This window comes from Shinella sp. HY16, from assembly GCF_028534175.1.
Taxonomy (GTDB): Bacteria; Pseudomonadota; Alphaproteobacteria; order Rhizobiales; family Rhizobiaceae; genus Shinella.
Genome location: NZ_JAHYXL010000001.1, coordinates 101,448 through 118,149, shown reverse-complemented (window position 1 = coordinate 118,149; position 16,702 = coordinate 101,448). Strand labels below are relative to the sequence as shown.

The following is a 16,702-nucleotide window of genomic DNA, read 5'->3' as shown; positions in this document are numbered from 1 at the left end:
CCAGATGCTCCGGCCGCCTGCTTTTCGTATCGTTTCTTCCGAAAGCCGATGCCCACGTTTCGGAACAATACCCGGAAGGCCCGCACAAAACCAAATGCCGCCAATTGACGCAAGCGCGGGGGCGCAGTATTAGCAGATTATCCCGTGGTGATTTGGCCGGCCGGCTTGCAGCCACGTAAAACAAGTAGCTAAAAAGGCCGGGTTCGAAACCGGCCTGCTTTTGCGGCCGGTTTTTTTGTTTGAAGGCGACGATCACATGAGCAAGTCTTGGCGCCCGGCCACCCAACTCGTTCACGGCGGAACCACCCGCTCCCAGCACGGTGAAACCGCAGAAGCAATCTTCCTCACGCAAGGCTTCGTCTACGACACCTCGGCGGCGGCCGAAGCCCGCTTCAAGGGCGAAACCGACGGTTTCATCTACGCCCGCTACGGCAGCCCGACCAACGACATGTTCGAAAAGCGCATGTGCATGCTGGAAGGTGCCGAAGATGCGCGCGCCACCGCGTCAGGCATGGCCGCGGTTACCGCCGCAATCCTCTGCCAGCTCAAGGCCGGTGACCATATCGTGGCCGCCCGTGCGCTCTTCGGCTCCTGCCGCTGGGTGGTCGAGACGCTCGCGCCGAAATACGGCATCGAATGCACGCTGGTCGACGGCCGCGACCTTTCCAACTGGGAAAAGGCCATCCAGAAGAACACCAAGGTGTTCTTCCTCGAAAGCCCGACCAACCCGACGCTCGAAGTGATCGACATTGCGGGCGTCGCCAAACTCGCCAACCAGATCGGCGCCAAGGTCGTGGTCGACAACGTCTTTGCGACACCGCTCTTCCAGAAGCCGCTGGAGCTCGGCGCGCATGTCGTCGTCTATTCGGCCACCAAGCATATCGACGGCCAGGGCCGCTGCCTTGGCGGCGTGGTGCTTTCGGACAAGCAGTGGATCGACGAGAACCTGCACGACTACTTCCGCCACACGGGCCCGGCCATGTCGCCGTTCAATGCCTGGACGCTTCTGAAGGGCATCGAAACGCTGCCGCTTCGCGTCAAGCAGCAAACCGAGAATGCGAGCCGCATCGCGGACTTCCTCGCCGACCAGAGCCAGGTCGCCCGCGTGATCTATCCGGGCCGCAGGGACCATCCGCAGGCCGACATCATCGCCAAGCAGATGACGGGCGGCTCGACGCTCGTCTGCTTCGAGTTGAAGGGCGGCAAGGACGCGGCCTTCGCACTGCAGGACGCGCTGGAGGTCGTAAAGATCTCCAACAATCTTGGCGACGCCAAGAGCCTCATCACCCATCCGGCGACGACGACGCACAAGAACCTCACCGACGAGGCGCGCGCCGAGCTCGGCATTTCGGCCGGCACGGTGCGCCTTTCGGCGGGTATCGAGGACAGCGAAGACCTGCTCGAGGATTTCGCGCGGGCACTTTCCAGGGTCAAGGCCTGAGCCCTTCGCCAGAGCGATGGACAAATACGGAAGCACCGGCCGAGGAGGCCGGTGCTTTCTCTGCTTATCCTTGACGAAACCACATTCGTGTAGAATAGCAGAAGCTAATCAGTTCAAGGCTTGCCTATGTATCGTGCGCTGACCCGCGACATCGAAGTGACCGTAGAGCCGTATTACCTGGCCGACCAGTCCGACCCCGACGACAGCCGCTATGTGTGGGGATACCGGGTGGTCATCGCAAACCATTCCGACGTCGCCGTCAGGCTGATGACACGCTACTGGCACATTACCGACCAGAACGGCCAGGTCGATGAAGTGAACGGCCCCGGCGTCATCGGCGAGCAGCCGGTGCTGCGCCCCGGCGATACTTACGAGTACTCTTCCGGCTGCCCGCTCGAAACGCCCTCGGGCATCATGTTCGGCCGCTACCGTATGGAAGCGGAGAACGGCGAAGCCTTCGACGTCGCCATTCCCGCCTTTTCACTGGATACGCCAGGGCAGGCGCGTACCCTCAACTGAGGGCGGAGAAAATCCCCCTACTGCGGCAGGACTTCCGCCGCCTCGAAGCGGTAGGTCGTCGAGCAGAACTCACAGGTGACCGCGATCTCGCCCTTGTCGTCGGCGGTATGCGCGATTTCCTCGGCACTGAGACCGGCCAGAACACCCTTCAGCTTCTCGCGCGAACAGGAGCAGCGGTCGAAGACCTGCTGCGGCTGGTAGACGCGCACGCCCCGCTCGTGGAAAAGGCGGAACAGCAGCCGTTCGGTGCCGACAGTGGGATCTGTCAGCTCGTCTGCGTCGATCGTTTCGACCATGGCCTTGGCTTCGGCCCAGTTGTCGTCATCGGCGATCTTGTGCCCGGCCTCCTCGCCGTCGCCGCCCGGAAGATCGGCCTGGCGCATGCGCTCCGGCGCCTGAGGCAGGAACTGCGCGACCATGCCGCCCGCTCGCCAGCGATGGCGCGCCTTGCCAGCGGCATCGCGGTCGTAGAGTTCGGCAACGCCGAGGCGCACCTTGGTCGGAATCTGCTCCGACTGGCGGAAATAGACGCCGGCGATCTCCTCCAGCGTATGTCCGTCGAGCGGCACGATGCCCTGGTAACGCTGGGTATGCGCGCCCTGGTCGATGGTGAAGGCGAGAATACCCTTGCCGAGAAGCTCATGCGGCTCCGTTGCACCGGCGGCAATCGCAGCGTCAAGCGCCGCCTGGTCGAAGCGGGCGTAGGCGCGGACATTTTCCGGAGCGGAGAAATCGGCCACCAGCAGATCGACAGGGCCGTCGCCCTTCGTCTGGACGATCAGCTTGCCCTCGAATTTCAGCGAGGTGCCGAGCAGCACGGTGAGCGTGATCGCCTCGGCAAGCAGCCGGGCGACGGGCGCGGGATAGTCGTGCCGACCGAGAATGCCGTCGAGCATCGGGCCAAGCTGCACGGCGCGGCCGCGCACATCAAGGCCATCCACCTGGAACGGCAGGACATGGTCATCGCCGGTAAAACCGGGCTCACCGAGTTTCAGGGCATTTTCAGCCATCATCATCATTCTGCTCCTTGCACGCTTCGGCCCCGCCGAGGCCATGGGCCCGGCCTGCTGCCGACAGGCGTTCTACCGTGATATCGCGCTCGCTCTTGCCCGATCATTCCACACCGGGCAGGCATGCGCCAGAGAAAGCGCCTCGCGACGCTCCGTGATGGCCCCTAGATCGTGCCGCTGGCGGCATTTTTCAAGATGAGCGTCAGACGACGCCGAAGCACCAGGCGAGGATCGACTTCTGCGCATGGAGGCGGTTTTCCGCCTCGTCGAAGACCACGGACTGCGGGCCGTCGATCACCTCGTCGGTCACCTCTTCGCCGCGGTGGGCGGGCAGGCAGTGCATGAAGAGCGCATCCTTGCCGGCGCGCTCCATCAGCTGCTTGTTGACCTGGTAGGGCTGGAAGATGTTGTGGCCACGGGCGCGATGCTCCTGGTTCATCGACACCCAGCAGTCGGTGACGACGAGGTCGACGCCGTCGACGATCGCCTCGGGATCATGGCCGAGCAGGATGTCGCCGCCATTGTCGCGCGCCCAGTTCAGGATCTTGTCGTCCGGCTCGGAGCCCATCGGCACGGCCATCTTCATCTTGTAGCCGAAGCGGGCGGAACCCTCGACAAAGGAATGCAGTACATTGTTGCCGTCCCCCGTCCAGGCGAAGGTCTTGCCCTTGGTGGAGCCGCGATGCTCCTCGAAGGTCATGATGTCGGCCATGATCTGGCAGGGATGCGTCATGTCCGTCAGCGCGTTGATGACGGGCACGGTGGCGTGTTCGGCAAGCTCCAGCATGCGTGCATGGTCCGTCGTGCGGATCATGATGGCATCGACATAGCGCGACAGGACCTTCGCCGTGTCGCCGATCGTCTCGGCGCGGCCAAGCTGCATTTCCGTACCCGACAGGAACAGCGTCTCGCCGCCGAGCTGACGCATGCCGACGTCAAAGGAGACGCGGGTTCGCGTGGAGGGCTTCTCGAAGATCATCGCAAGCATCTTGCCGGCAAGCGGCTTGGCTTCCGTGCCAGCCTTGCTGGCAGCCTTGCGCGTGTGCGCATCGTCCATGATGACGCGAAGATCGCTTTCCGAAACGGCGGAAAGATCGAGAAAATGCTTGGCCATGATATGTCCTGTCTGTCCCGGGATCCTTTTGTGGCTGCAGCGCCCCTGGCGCGCCATCACGACGCACGGCGCTGCAGGCCTATGCGGCCTTGGCAGCCGTGAGTTTTTCCGCAGCGCGCTCGATGCGGGCAAGCCCCTCGCGCGCTTCCTCCGCGGTCACGGTCAACGGCGGCAGCAGTCGCAGCACATTGTCGCCGGCCGGCACGGCAAGCAGGTTTTCCGCCCGCACGCCCTTCAGGAGATCGGCGACCGGGATTTTTGCCTTGATGCCGAGCATCAGGCCCTCGCCGCGGACATCCTCGATGACATCGGGGAAGCGATCCTTCAGCGCGGCCAGCCCCTGGCGGAAGACGAGCGCGACATCACGCACATGCTCGAGAAAGCCGTCTTCCAGCACCACGTCCAACACGGCGTTGCCGACGGCCATGGCAAGCGGGTTGCCGCCATAGGTAGAGCCGTGCGTACCGGCAACCATGCCGGCCGCCGCCTCGTTCGTGGCAAGGCAGGCACCGAGCGGGAAACCGCCGCCGATACCCTTGGCAATCGCCATGATGTCAGGCGCGACCCCTGCCCATTCGTGAGCGAAGAGCCGCCCCGTGCGACCGACGCCGGTCTGCACCTCATCGAGGATGAGCAGCAGGCCGTATTCGTCACAGAGCTGGCGCAGCTCCTGCATGAACTCCTTCGACACCGGGCGCAGCCCGCCCTCGCCCTGCACCGGCTCGATCAGGATACCGGCCGTTTCCTCGGTGATCGCGTCCTTGACGGCCGTGATGTCGCCGAAGGGGACCTTGAGAAAGCCCGGCGCCTTGGGGCCGAAGCCCTCGATGTATTTTTCCTGACCGCCGGCGGCGATCGTCGCGATCGTGCGCCCGTGGAAGGCACCCTCGAAGGTGATGATGTGGTACTTGCCGGGATGGCCCTTGGCAAAATGGTAGCGCCGGGCGGTCTTGATCGCACATTCCAGCGCCTCTGCACCTGAATTGGTGAAGAACACCTTGTCGGCGAACGTGGCCTGCGTCAGCCGGCTGCCGAGGCTTTCCTGGCCCGGAACCTCATAGAGGTTCGACAGGTGCCAGACCTTGTCGGCCTGCTCCTTCAGCGCGGCGACGAGATGAGGATGCGCATGGCCGAGCGAGTTGACGGCAACACCGGCGGCAAAATCGAGATATCGCTCGCCATCTTCGGTGGTCAGCCACACGCCCTCCCCGCGCGTGAACCGGAGCGGCGCACGCATGTAGGTTTCATAGAGCGGCGCGACATCGGCCATGCGTGGATCCTCCGAAAAGAGATGCGGAAAAACAGAAATGCAACTTGACTTTTCCAAGCCTCAGAAAAACCAAAAGCCGCCTTTCGGCGGCATGCCGCACTATCAGCATTTCATGTTGGGATGTCAACAAAATCGCACCCGAAATGGCGCTGAACATCCCGCAAGGTGAGGATTCGCGACGCGCATGGAAGGTGTCTCTATCGAGTCACACCCGACCAGCAAGTTGGGGAAAACTCCGAAATCGATTCGCCCGGATTCCGGCGACTCTTGTCACAGAGTCCACCGGTCTCTAGGTTAAAGACCAATTACTAGACTGCATGCGGCGGAACTAGTCAGCAAGAGAGTTAGGGCGTTCAGGTTCCGGACCCGTCCGGAGCACGACGAGGGATTCCCGCATCCTGAACGCCGAGCGGAGACAAAAACATGAACTGGACAGACGAGCGCGTCGAGAAACTCAAGAAGCTCTGGAGCGAGGGCCTGAGCGCGAGCCAGATCGCGGCGCAGCTCGGCGGCGTCAGCCGCAATGCCGTCATCGGCAAGGTGCACCGGCTGAATCTGCCCGGTCGCGCCAAGGCCGGCGGCACCCAGACCGCGACACGCGCCAAGCGTCCGGCTCCGGCGACGCCGCGTCCGTCGAACTTCGCTGCCCGTCCCGTCGCCGCCCGCCCGGTCGCCCGTCCGGCCGGCAACGCCATTGTCAAGGAAGAGATCGACGCCGATTTCGAAATGCAGGCCGAGACCCTTCCGGTTCCGGCCAACCGCAACAACGTGGTCGTACCGATGTCGCGTCGTCTCGAGCTGACCCAGCTCACCGAGCGCACCTGCAAGTGGCCGATCGGAGACCCGCTCAACGACGACTTCCACTTCTGCGGCAACGAGTCCCCCGACAATTCGCCCTACTGCACCTACCACCAGCGCCTCGCCTACCAGCCCTCGGCCGAGCGCCGCCGGATGCGATAACATCTACCACGGCAGAAAATGCGATGCGGACCCGAAAGGGTCCGTTTTCGTTTGAGATGGTGGTGCCTCTACTATTCCCCCAAAACGCAAACAGGCCCCTGAGGGCCCATTTCCGTCCTTGGGAGGAATTCCGTTCGCTCAGGTTTCCAGCGAATAGCCGGCGCCGCGGACCGTGCGGATGACGTCCTGCATGTTGGCGAAGTTGAGCGCCTTCCGCAGACGCCCGACATGCACGTCGACGGTGCGCTCGTCGACATAAATGTCATGGCCCCAGACCCCGTCGAGAAGTTGCGAGCGCGAGAAGACGCGGCCGGGCGAGGTCATCAGGAACTCCAGAAGGCGGAACTCCGTCGGGCCAAGGCGGACCTCGCGGGTGCGACGATGGACGCGGTGCGTCTCGCGGTCGAGCTCGATGTCGCCGCAGCGCAGCACCGTCGAGACAACCTCGGGCTTGGCACGGCGCAGCATCGCCCGCACGCGGGCAACCAGTTCCGGCGTCGAGAAGGGCTTGACGACATAGTCGTCCGCACCGGTGGCAAGCCCGCGCACGCGCTCGCTCTCCTCGCCGCGCGCCGTCAGCATGATGATCGGCAGACGTTCGGTTTCCGGGCGCTGGCGCAGGCGTCGGCACAGCTCGATGCCGGAAACGCCCGGAAGCATCCAGTCGAGGATGAGGAGATCCGGCATGCGCTCCTGCAAGCGCATCTCGGCCTCGTCACCGTTCAGGATCGTATCGACCTCGAAACCTTCCGCTTCCAGATTGTAACGGAGGAGAACGCTCAGGGCCTCCTCGTCTTCCACGACGGCAATTCTGGGCACCATGGAGTTGAACCTTGCTCTTTACTCGGACGCGTCGGCGACATCGGCCGCGACGACGGAGGTCGAGGTATCGTCCTTCGGACGCTCACCTTCCGGCTGCGAGCCTGTTGCCATGTAGTAGATGGTTTCGGCGATGTTGGTCGCGTGGTCGCCGATGCGCTCGATGTTCTTGGCGCAGAACAGGAGATGCGTGCAGGGCGTGATGTTGCGCGGGTCTTCCATCATGTAGGTCAGGAGTTCGCGGAACAGCGAGGTATAGATCGCATCGATCTCGTCGTCGCGCTCGCGGATCGCCTTGGCCTTCTCGATCGAGCGGGTGGCATAGACGTCGAGCACTTCCTTGAGCTGCATCAGCGCGAGCTCGGCGAGATGCTCCAAGCCGCGGGCCAGCTTGCGGGGCATGCCCGAGCTCTGGACGGCGATGACGCGCTTGGCGGTGTTCTTTCCGAGATCGCCGACGCGCTCCAGTTCGGCCGCGATACGGATCGCGCCCATGATTTCGCGCAGGTCCGCCGCCATCGGCTGGCGCTTGGCGATGGTGACGATCGCCTTGTCGTTGATCTGGCGCTCTGCCGTATCAAGGATGACGTCCTCGGAGATCACCTTCTGGGCCAGCGCCGCGTCGGTCGTGACGAGAGCGCGGACGGAATCGGCGACCATCTGCTCGGCGGTGCCGCCCATTTCGGAGATGCGGCGGGAGAGGTATTTCAGTTCTTCGTCGTAGATGGAGACGATGTGGCTCGATGACATGGCTCAGTCCTTAATGCGCTCGGGTTCCAGGGATGCTCGGCGACGAAGGCGTCAGCCGAAGCGGCCCATGATGTAGTCCTGCGTGCGCTGGTCATCCGGGTTGGTGAACATCTTGTCGGTGTCGTTCTCCTCGACGAGGTTGCCGAGGTGGAACATGGCGGTGCGCTGCGAGACGCGGGCCGCCTGCTGCATCGAGTGCGTCACGATGACGATGGTGAAGTTCGCGCGCAGTTCATGGATCAGTTCCTCGACCTTGGCGGTCGCGATCGGGTCGAGCGCCGAGCAGGGCTCGTCCATGAGGATGACTTCCGGGCTGACGGCGACGGCGCGGGCGATGCAGAGGCGCTGCTGCTGGCCGCCGGAAAGGCCCGTGCCGCCTTCATGCAGGCGATCCTTCACCTCGTTCCACAGGCCGGCCTTCTGAAGGCTCTGCTCGACGATGGCGTCCATGTCGGCCTTCCCCTTGGCGAGACCGTGGATACGCGGGCCATAAGCGACGTTCTCGTAGATCGACTTCGGGAACGGGTTCGGCTTCTGGAAGACCATGCCGACGCGGGCACGCAGCTCCACGACGTCGATGTTCGGATCGTAGATATCGTCCGTATCGAGCGTGATGCGACCGGTGACGCGGCAACCGTCGATCGTGTCGTTCATGCGGTTCAGCGTGCGCAGGAAGGTCGACTTGCCGCAGCCCGACGGGCCGATAAGGGCGGTCACCGTGTTTTCGCGAACATTGAGGTTCACATCGTAGAGGGCGCGCTTCTCGCCGTAATAGACCGAGACGTCCTTGCCGATCATCTTGTAGGAAATGTCATTCATTTTCTTGTCCAGCGCTTTCTCGACTGCTGCTTCTGACATCATGTTCATATGACCGGTCCTTCTACCAGCGCCGTTCGAAACGGCGGCGCAACAGGATGGCGCCAACATTCATGAGGATGAGGAAGATGAGGAGCACGATGATGGCTCCGGAGGTGCGCTCGACGAAGGCGCGTTCCGCCTCGTTGGCCCACATGTAGATCTGCACCGGAAGCGCCGTCGCAGGGTCCATCGGCGTTGCCGGAACATCGGCGACGAAGGCGACCATGCCGATGAGAAGCAGCGGGGCAGTTTCACCGAGTGCGTGAGCAAGACCGATGATCGTGCCCGTCAGGATGCCGGGCATCGCAAGCGGCAGGACATGGTGGAACACGGTCTGCATCTTCGAGGCACCGAGGCCAAGCGCAGCCGAGCGGATCGATGGCGGCACGGCTTTCAGCGCGGCACGGGTCGCGATGATGATCGTCGGCAGCGTCATGAGGGTCAGCACCAGGCCGCCGACGAGGGCCGCCGAGCGCGGGAAGCCCGCGAAGTTGACGAAGACAGCAAGGCCGAGAAGACCGTAGACGATGGACGGTACGGCGGCGAGGTTGTTGATGTTCACCTCGATAAGGTCCGTGAACCGGTTCTTCGGAGCGAACTCCTCCAGATAGATCGAGGCAGCGACACCGATCGGCAGGGAGAGCACGAGCACGATCAGCATCATGTAGAGCGAGCCGATCGCTGCGACGCCAACGCCGGCAGCCTCCGGACGGCTCGATGCGCCATTGGTGAAGAGGCCGGTGTTGAAATGTTTGGCGAGCGCGCCGCTTTCGGCGAGCGTGTTCATCCAGCCGACCTGCTTGTCGGAGACCTTGCGGTTCGTTTCCGGCACAGCGAGATCGATCTGGCCCTTGAAGGCGGAGTCGAGGTCACCATGGGCAAGGAACGTCACGGTCTTCGTCGTGCCGATGATCGCGGGATCGGCGGTGACGAGATCGCGCAACTGCACGCGGACGCTGTCCGAAATCATGCCGTTGACCGCCTTCAGGCCGGCCCGGTCCTTTTCGTCGACGCCCAGCACCTTGGCGAGCGCATTGCGGGCAACGATCGGGTAGTTCGCCGTAACCAGCTTCTGCGGGTTGGTGGCACGCTCGTTGTTCTTGTCGATGACCTGTTCGGAGAACTCGACCGGAATGGTGATCATCGTCTGCTGGAACGCGGTGTAGCCCTTGGAGACGACCGAAAACAGCAGGAGGAACAGGAAGAGCAGACCGAAGGCGATCGCAGCCATGCCGTAGAGGCGGAAGCGGCGTTCGGCGGCATAGCGGCGACCAAGGCCGATATCGCGGCGTTCGGGTTTGGCGGCAACGCCGAGGGCGGCCATCGAAGGGCTCGTGGAGACCTGGCTCATTCGTACTGCTCCCGGTATTTGCGCACGATGTAGAGGGCGTAGATGTTAAGGCAGAGCGTGATGACGAAGAGCGTGATGCCGAGCGCGAAGGCCACCAGCGTCTGAGGCGAGGTGAATTCGAGGTCGCCCGTCAGCTGATTGACGATCTTGACCGTCACCGTCGTCATCGGTTCGAAGGGGTTGAGCTGCATGCGGGCGGCAACACCGGCGGCAAGCACCACGATCATGGTTTCGCCGACGGCACGCGAGGCGGTCATCAGCAGCGCACCGACGATGCCCGGCAGGGCGGCCGGCAGGATGACGCGCTTGATGGTCTCCGACCGCGTCGCGCCGAGGCCGAGCGAACCATCACGCAGGGCGCGCGGAACGGCGGTGATGATATCGTCCGACAGCGAGGAGACATAGGGGATCAGCATGATGCCCATGACGATGCCGGCGGTCAGCACACTCTGCGCCTGGATGAAGTTGGCATAGTTGCCGGTGACGAGGCCGTTCAGCTGGGCGGAGATGTCGCGCAGGAACGGGCCGACCGTGATGAGGGCAAAGAAGCCGTACACGATGGTCGGGATGCCGGCGAGCACTTCGAGCAGTGGCTTGGCGATCGAGCGGACCGTGCGCGAGGCGTATTCCGACATGTAGATGGCGGCGAAGAGACCGACCGGCACAGCGACGAGCATGGCGACGAAGCCGATGTAAAGCGTGCCGGCAAGCAGCGGGATCAGGCCGAACTGACCGGAGGAATCCGTGGCACCGGCAGCAGCGAAACGCGGATCCCAGGTCGTGCCGAAGAAGAATTCCCAGGCCGGAACCATGTTGAAGAAGCTGATCGCCTCCGTCGCCATCGAGGCAACGATGCCGACTGTCGTCAGGATCGCGATCGACGAAGCAACGATGAGGCCGACCAGCATGACGCCTTCGACGCGGTTGCGGGCGCGGAACTTCGGCGCGATCGCGCGGTAGGCGAAGGCGCCGCCGGCAAGTGCGGCAACCACGACCAGGATCGACAGGAAGGTGCTGCTTGCCGTCGTCATGCGGTTGAGATCGTCGGCAGCCGTCAGCATGTAGGGCGCAGGATCCGCGGCGAGCGGCACGCCCTTGCTGCCGAGCACCTGGCGGGCGGCGGCACCGTCCTTGAACAGCGCATCGCGCTCCTCGGCGGAGAGCAGCTTGAAGCCGCGGGCGATGGCGCCGATCATGTTGTAGTTGAGGTTCTGCGTCGCCTGCGGCTCGGCCTTCACCTCATCGGGAAAGCCGGCGCGAACCGTCGAGCCGATATAGATCGGGCTCGCAATGATCCAGACCAACAGGAGGGCGATGGCCGGAAGCATGGACCAGATGGCGACGAAGGAGCCGTAGTAACCCGGCCGGGAATGAAGATTGGAAAGCTTGCCGCCGGCAAGCGCGTTGGCGCGCCAGCTGCCAATAAGATAGCCCACCACGCCGATCACGGCGACGACGAGCAGAAGAAGGGAAATACTCATTGAGGAAATTCTCCCGGCGAGACCACCCGCCCCGACCTTTCGACAGACGCGGGCAAAACCGCCCGAAAGAGAGCGGCCGGCGCGGCCTCTCCTGAGAGAAACCGCGCCGGCCGAAGCCAGTTACATGATCTTGCCGTCGACGAAGGCCTTGCGGATCTCTTCGCGCTCGGCATCCGGAGCGGCGACGAGGCCGTATTCAGCCAGCGGGGAGTCCGGGCCGATCATGTCGTCGCTCGTGAAGAACTCGACATATTCCTTCAGGCCCGGGATGACGCCGAGATGCGCCTTCTTGACGTAGAAGAACAGCGGACGGGAAACCGGGTATTCGCCGGAAGCGATCGTCTCGGTCGACGGAACGATGCCGCTGACGGTGGCAACCTTCAGCTTGTCGGCGTTGTTTTCGTAGAAGGACAGGCCGAACACGCCGATACCGGACTTGTTGGCGGCGATACGGGCGAGCGTTTCCGTGTAGTCGCCGTCGATGTCGACAGCGAGACCGTCCTTGCGAACGGCGACGCACTTGGAATGCTGTTCCTTTTCATCGGCAACGGCAGCCTTGATGACGTCCTGGGCGCCCGAGTCCTTGCAGCCCTTGGCGAGGATCTTCTCTTCGAAGACTTCGCGGGTGCCGTGCTTTTCGCCCGGGATGTAGGCGGCGATTTCGGCGTCCGGCAGGTCCTTGTTGACTTCCGACCACTTCTTGTAGGGGTTTGCAACAAGCTTGCCGTCGACGACGACTTCGGCGGCGAGCGCCTGGTAAAGGTCCTTCGGCTCGAGCTTCAGGTCGGCATTGCCGCTGTCGGTGGCGAAGACGATGCCGTCATAGCCGATCTTGACTTCCTGGATCTCGGTCACGCCGGCCGCCTTGCAGGCCTCAACTTCGCTGTCCTTGATCGGGCGCGAGGAGTTGGCGATGTCGATGGTGTTCGGGCCGACGCCCTTGCAGAATTCCTTCAGACCGCCCGAGGAGCCGCCGGATTCGACGATCGGGGTCTTGAAGTCGGGGAAGGTCTCGCCGAACGTCTCGGCGACAATCTTGGCATAGGGAAGAACGGTGGAGGAGCCGGCGATCTGGACCTGGTCGCGCGCAACGGCAACGCCTGCGAATGCGGCGGAGGCAACGAGCGCCGCAACAGTGAGCTTAAGAGATTTCATCTGGGTTCTCCCGAAGAGGACATGTGTGGTGCGCTGTTCTGCGCTCTCTGCCGTTGACCGGCGGCTCTTCTCTAGCCCCCGTTCGCCCTCTCTTTTATGTCAGTTTGACGAAACATTTGTGACACATCAAGCAATTGAAATTGCTTGTCTATTTTTATCGACACGACGAAAGCGTCGCCCTTTGTGTCAGAACTTGACGGTAAAGACCGTGCCCTTGCCCACCTCGGACTTCACCACGAGACGTGCCCGGTGGCGGGTGAGGATGTGCTTGACGATGGCCAGACCGAGGCCTGTGCCCTTCTTGGACCGGCTCGCTTCCACGTTAACCCGGTAGAAACGTTCGGTGATGCGCGGCACGTGTTCCGGGGGTATGCCGGGGCCGAAATCGGTGACGGAGAGCTCGACCGGGACATCGCCGCCACCGGACAGAACCACGTCGACCCGCTTGCCTTCCTGGCCGTACTTGCAGGCATTCTCGATGAGGTTTTCAAAGACCTCGACCAGCTCGTCGCGCTCACCCGGCACGGTTACGGGATGTTTGGGCAGGTCCAGCACGACCTCCACGCCGAGGTCGGAGGCGAGCGGCTGCAGGCTGTCGCGCACATGGCCGAGCAGCGGCACGAGATCGACGGTCTGGTCCGGCGTCAGGTTCGAGCGCAGTTCAAGGCGGGAGAGCGACAGCAGATCGTCGACAAGGCGGCTCATGCGCGTCGCCTGTTCGTGCATGATGCCGAGGAAGCGTTCATGCGCCTTCACGTCGTTCTTGGCCGGCCCCTGCAGGGTCTCGATGAAGCCGCGCAGCGAGGCGAGCGGCGTGCGCAACTCGTGGCTGGCATTGGCGACGAAATCGGAACGCATGCGATCGATGCGACGCGCCTGCGAGACATCCCGAAAGGTCAGCAGCCAGAGGGGTTCGTTCATCCGTTCGGCAAGCGGCGCAATGCGCACGACATAGACGGTCTCCGACGGCAGGCGCTCGGCGTGCTCGGTCTCGCGCGGCTGGCCGCTGGCGATCGCGTCACGCACCATGTCGAGAATACCGGGGGCGCGGATGCGGCCGGCGAGGTCGCTACCCAGCGGAATGGCGCCGAAGATCGCCTCAGCCGCGCGGTTCTGCAGCTTGACTGTCTCCCGACCCGAAAGCAGCAGGGCGGGCGCATCGAGCGCGCCAAGGACCGCTGCGATGGCGGAAAGATCGTCCGCGGGCGGTACGACGACCTGAACCTCCGGCACCGGTACCGTGGAGGCCGCCATGGTCCGGCCACCGGTCTCCACCATGCGCCGCTCCGTGCGCAGCAGGCCGGCGATGACGAGCAGGAGCACGGCGAAGGACACCCAGCCGAGATGCAGGCCCGCAAGCCACATCATGAAGCCGACGAAGACGGCCGAGGCGATCAGCACCCGTTCGCCCCACAGTTGCGCCGCCAGCCAGCCGAGACCCGTCCGCTGATCCGTCACCGCCACCCATTCCCTCGCAAGCATCCTATCCTCCGCGGCCTCCATCGATTCTCCATGGATAGCGCGGCTTCATGACATGTTTTTCACGGTGCGCTTGAATTCGCAATCCGGTTGTGACCACCTTCTGCGACGCGGCATGCGCCGCACCCCGATTTGAAGGAGTGGACGATGGCGGAAAATGCCGAAAGCCGGGCCGTGGAACTGGATATCGACGGCAAGAAGCGGATCTTCGATATCGACGACCCGAACCTTCCTGACTGGATCGACAAAAAGGCCTTCGGCTCCGACGACTACCCTTACGAAAAGAAGCTCGACGACGACGAATACGAGGAAACACTCGAACAGCTCCAGATCGAGCTGGTCAAGGTACAGTTCTGGCAGCAGAAGACCGGCAAACGCATCATGGCGGTCTTCGAGGGACGCGACGCGGCGGGCAAGGGCGGCGCAATCCATGCCACCATGTCCAACATGAACCCGCGTTCGGCCCGCATCGTCGCGCTGACCAAGCCGACCGAAACCGAGCGTGGCCAATGGTATTTCCAGCGCTATGTCGCGACCTTCCCGACGGCGGGCGAGTTCGTGCTGTTCGACCGCTCCTGGTACAACCGCGCCGGCGTCGAGCCGGTCATGGGCTTCTGCACGCCGGAGCAGTACGAAAAATTCCTCAAGGCGACACCGCGCTTCGAGAAGATGATCGTCTCCGACGATATCCAGCTCTTCAAGTTCTGGCTCAATATCGGCCGAGAAATGCAGCTGAAGCGCTTCCACGACCGCCGGCACGATCCGCTCAAGGTCTGGAAGCTCTCGCCGATGGACATCGCCGCGCTCAACAAGTGGGATGACTACACCGAAAAGCGCGACCGTATGCTGAAGGAAACCCATACGGACCAGGCACCCTGGACGGTGGTGCGCGGCAACGACAAGCGCCGGGCTCGCCTCAACCTCATCCGCCACATCCTCACAACGCTCGATTACGAGGGCAAGGACGAGAAGGCGATCGGCGAGATCGACAAGAAGATCGTCGGCGCGGGGCCGGGCTTCGTCAAATAGACAGCAGCCGGCTCATTCGCCCGGCAGGATGCGGACGGCATAGAGGTTCACGCTCGCATCCCCGCCGGTAATGTCGCTGTTGAGCAGCAGCTGGCCTGGCTCGCTCGGCGAGAGCGAGCCTTCGAACTCCACCTGAAACAGGACGTCGGTACGCTCCGACACCGTGAAACGGTGACGTCCGCAGCCCCCCATCGTGCCGAAGTCGCATTCGACGGTCACCTGGACCGGCTTGTCACCGACCGCCTGCAGCGTCATGGCGATCGTCGATGTCTTGCCGCCCATTTCACCGAGAACATCCGGCGACACCGCGATCTCGACCGCGCCGTCACGCTCGGGATTGGTGGACGTGACACGCACCGCCGGACCTTCGCTCGTGCTCACCGCCTCGAAACGGCCGGCCGGCCCCGCCGAGAGCTTTTCCGTCTCGGCCGGCGCGAAGACCGCGCGCCAGTCGGCGGTAAAGCGGCTCTGCGTGTCGAGCGCCTTCTTGATCGGGTCCTCCCCGGCAAAATCCTCGCCCGAGACCGTCGCCGGCGGCGTGGAATTGTCCGCGCCGTTCTGCAACTCCTCGAGCAGACCGCTCGTCTGCACCCACCACGCCAGGGCGCCGAAGGCGGCAATCAGTGTGGCGACCACCAGCAGGAAGGAGAACAGCCGACCGCGGCGCTTGCGCGGCTTGGCGGCGCGTTCAGGCTTGAAGTCCGTGGCTTCCGCCGCAGCCGCAACGTCGCCGGCGCTCGCCGCCTTGCCGCCCTTGCCAAAGCCATCCGCACGTTCCGGCCGGATGGCACCGATATCGCTGGTCGCGGGCCGTTCGGCCTCCACGCGCCGTTCCGTCTCGACACGCGGCCCGGTATCGAGCACCGGCTCAGGCCTTATCTCACGTTCGACGCGCATCACCGGCTCCGGCCGCGTCTCGACGACCGGATCCACGCGAACGTCATGATTGGGAATGGCGGCGAGCCCGGCGCGTTCTTCCGCCTCGATCTGGTGAATGGTCGCTTCCAGCCGGTGGCGCTGGGCGGTGATCGTCTCGGGATCACTGATCTCCTGCTTGCGCAGGCCCGCCTCAAGCGCATTGCGCGCCGACTGGTAGATGCGCGCCCGAACCTCGGCATTGGCGCGCTCGGAGCGCGCCAGCGCGTTTCTGATTGCCGTTTCCAGTCCGCTCACATCCGACCCTTCTGCGGGAACCGCCCAACACGCGGCGAAGATACACCTGTGGAAAGAGCCCTACTTTCCGGCTTTCGTTAGCTTTTGCGTAACGTTTGCCGGGAATTTGCGCAAGCCTTCCCGCGGAAACTGCCCGCCCTTCACCGGGGAAAAGCGATGGCGGGACGCCGCGCACTCCGCCGAGCCGGACCTTTACGCCGTCCCGGCCGCAGACCCCGCCCCCTTTTTCTTTCCGGGGGATTCCGGCACCCTTCCGCACATGTGTGTCGCCGCCGGCAGGGAGGCAGCCATCG

15 protein-coding genes and 1 riboswitch are annotated in these 16,702 nt (G+C 63.6%); of the genes, 4 read left to right on the top strand and 11 right to left on the bottom strand.

The window, feature by feature from the left end:
* The first annotated feature begins 134 nt into the window (after nucleotides 1-134).
* Nucleotides 135-213: riboswitch (SAM riboswitch) on the top strand.
* A 43-nt stretch (nucleotides 214-256) separates the two neighbouring features.
* Both K0P03_RS00565 and apaG read left to right on the top strand, forming a co-directional pair.
* Complete coding sequence (locus K0P03_RS00565; RefSeq protein WP_272788607.1) at nucleotides 257-1,441, top strand: O-succinylhomoserine sulfhydrylase; 1,185 nt, start codon at nucleotides 257-259, stop codon at nucleotides 1,439-1,441.
* A gap of 126 nt (nucleotides 1,442-1,567) precedes the next feature.
* Nucleotides 1,568-1,960, top strand: coding sequence for a Co2+/Mg2+ efflux protein ApaG (gene apaG / locus K0P03_RS00560; protein ID WP_023516605.1), 393 nt, complete (start codon nucleotides 1,568-1,570; stop codon nucleotides 1,958-1,960).
* Between the two features lie 17 nt (nucleotides 1,961-1,977).
* On the opposite strand, the gene K0P03_RS00555 is transcribed toward apaG, so the two are convergent.
* The 3 genes from K0P03_RS00555 to K0P03_RS00545 form a co-directional block, all read right to left on the bottom strand.
* On the bottom strand, nucleotides 1,978-2,970 hold the full coding sequence (locus tag K0P03_RS00555; RefSeq protein WP_272790429.1) for an Hsp33 family molecular chaperone: 993 nt from the start codon (nucleotides 2,968-2,970) through the stop codon (nucleotides 1,978-1,980).
* A gap of 202 nt (nucleotides 2,971-3,172) precedes the next feature.
* Nucleotides 3,173-4,084 (bottom strand): ornithine carbamoyltransferase, encoded by a 912-nt coding sequence (argF, locus tag K0P03_RS00550; protein WP_024270207.1) that lies wholly within the window; start codon nucleotides 4,082-4,084, stop codon nucleotides 3,173-3,175.
* A gap of 79 nt (nucleotides 4,085-4,163) precedes the next feature.
* Complete coding sequence (locus K0P03_RS00545) at nucleotides 4,164-5,354, bottom strand: aspartate aminotransferase family protein (protein ID WP_023517494.1); 1,191 nt, start codon at nucleotides 5,352-5,354, stop codon at nucleotides 4,164-4,166.
* A 423-nt stretch (nucleotides 5,355-5,777) separates the two neighbouring features.
* Here K0P03_RS00545 and K0P03_RS00540 point away from each other — a divergent pair, with 423 nt between their 5' ends.
* Entirely contained in the window at nucleotides 5,778-6,314 is a 537-nt protein-coding gene (locus K0P03_RS00540) for a GcrA family cell cycle regulator (RefSeq protein ID WP_023511853.1), read from the top strand.
* A 138-nt stretch (nucleotides 6,315-6,452) separates the two neighbouring features.
* Here the strand turns inward: K0P03_RS00540 and phoB are convergent, their stop codons facing one another.
* The 7 genes from phoB to phoR form a co-directional block, all read right to left on the bottom strand.
* Nucleotides 6,453-7,136 (bottom strand): phosphate regulon transcriptional regulator PhoB, encoded by a 684-nt coding sequence (gene phoB, locus K0P03_RS00535; RefSeq protein WP_023511852.1) that lies wholly within the window; start codon nucleotides 7,134-7,136, stop codon nucleotides 6,453-6,455.
* An 18-nt stretch (nucleotides 7,137-7,154) separates the two neighbouring features.
* On the bottom strand, nucleotides 7,155-7,883 hold the full coding sequence (gene phoU, locus K0P03_RS00530; protein WP_024270208.1) for a phosphate signaling complex protein PhoU: 729 nt from the start codon (nucleotides 7,881-7,883) through the stop codon (nucleotides 7,155-7,157).
* Between the two features lie 51 nt (nucleotides 7,884-7,934).
* On the bottom strand, nucleotides 7,935-8,750 hold the full coding sequence (gene pstB, locus K0P03_RS00525) for a phosphate ABC transporter ATP-binding protein PstB (protein WP_024270209.1): 816 nt from the start codon (nucleotides 8,748-8,750) through the stop codon (nucleotides 7,935-7,937).
* Between the two features lie 13 nt (nucleotides 8,751-8,763).
* On the bottom strand, nucleotides 8,764-10,092 hold the full coding sequence (pstA, locus tag K0P03_RS00520; protein ID WP_023512170.1) for a phosphate ABC transporter permease PstA: 1,329 nt from the start codon (nucleotides 10,090-10,092) through the stop codon (nucleotides 8,764-8,766).
* A complete protein-coding gene (gene pstC / locus K0P03_RS00515) occupies nucleotides 10,089-11,573 on the bottom strand; it encodes a phosphate ABC transporter permease subunit PstC (protein WP_023512171.1) in 1,485 nt (494 codons plus the stop codon). The genes pstA and pstC overlap by 4 nt, the downstream gene beginning before the upstream one ends.
* Nucleotides 11,574-11,693: 120 nt before the next feature.
* Nucleotides 11,694-12,728, bottom strand: coding sequence for a substrate-binding domain-containing protein (locus K0P03_RS00510; RefSeq protein ID WP_023512172.1), 1,035 nt, complete (start codon nucleotides 12,726-12,728; stop codon nucleotides 11,694-11,696).
* Between the two features lie 186 nt (nucleotides 12,729-12,914).
* The gene (gene phoR, locus K0P03_RS00505) at nucleotides 12,915-14,210 is read right to left on the bottom strand and encodes a phosphate regulon sensor histidine kinase PhoR (RefSeq protein ID WP_130516462.1); all 1,296 of its coding nucleotides are present in this window, start codon (nucleotides 14,208-14,210) and stop codon (nucleotides 12,915-12,917) included.
* A gap of 144 nt (nucleotides 14,211-14,354) precedes the next feature.
* On the opposite strand from phoR, the gene ppk2 reads away from it, so the two are divergent.
* Nucleotides 14,355-15,236: a polyphosphate kinase 2 gene (gene ppk2, locus K0P03_RS00500; RefSeq protein ID WP_023512174.1), complete on the top strand. Its 882-nt coding sequence runs from the start codon at nucleotides 14,355-14,357 to the stop codon at nucleotides 15,234-15,236.
* A 12-nt stretch (nucleotides 15,237-15,248) separates the two neighbouring features.
* On the opposite strand, the gene K0P03_RS00495 is transcribed toward ppk2, so the two are convergent.
* Complete coding sequence (locus K0P03_RS00495; RefSeq protein WP_050742606.1) at nucleotides 15,249-16,409, bottom strand: hypothetical protein; 1,161 nt, start codon at nucleotides 16,407-16,409, stop codon at nucleotides 15,249-15,251.
* Nucleotides 16,410-16,702: the final 293 nt, after the last annotated feature.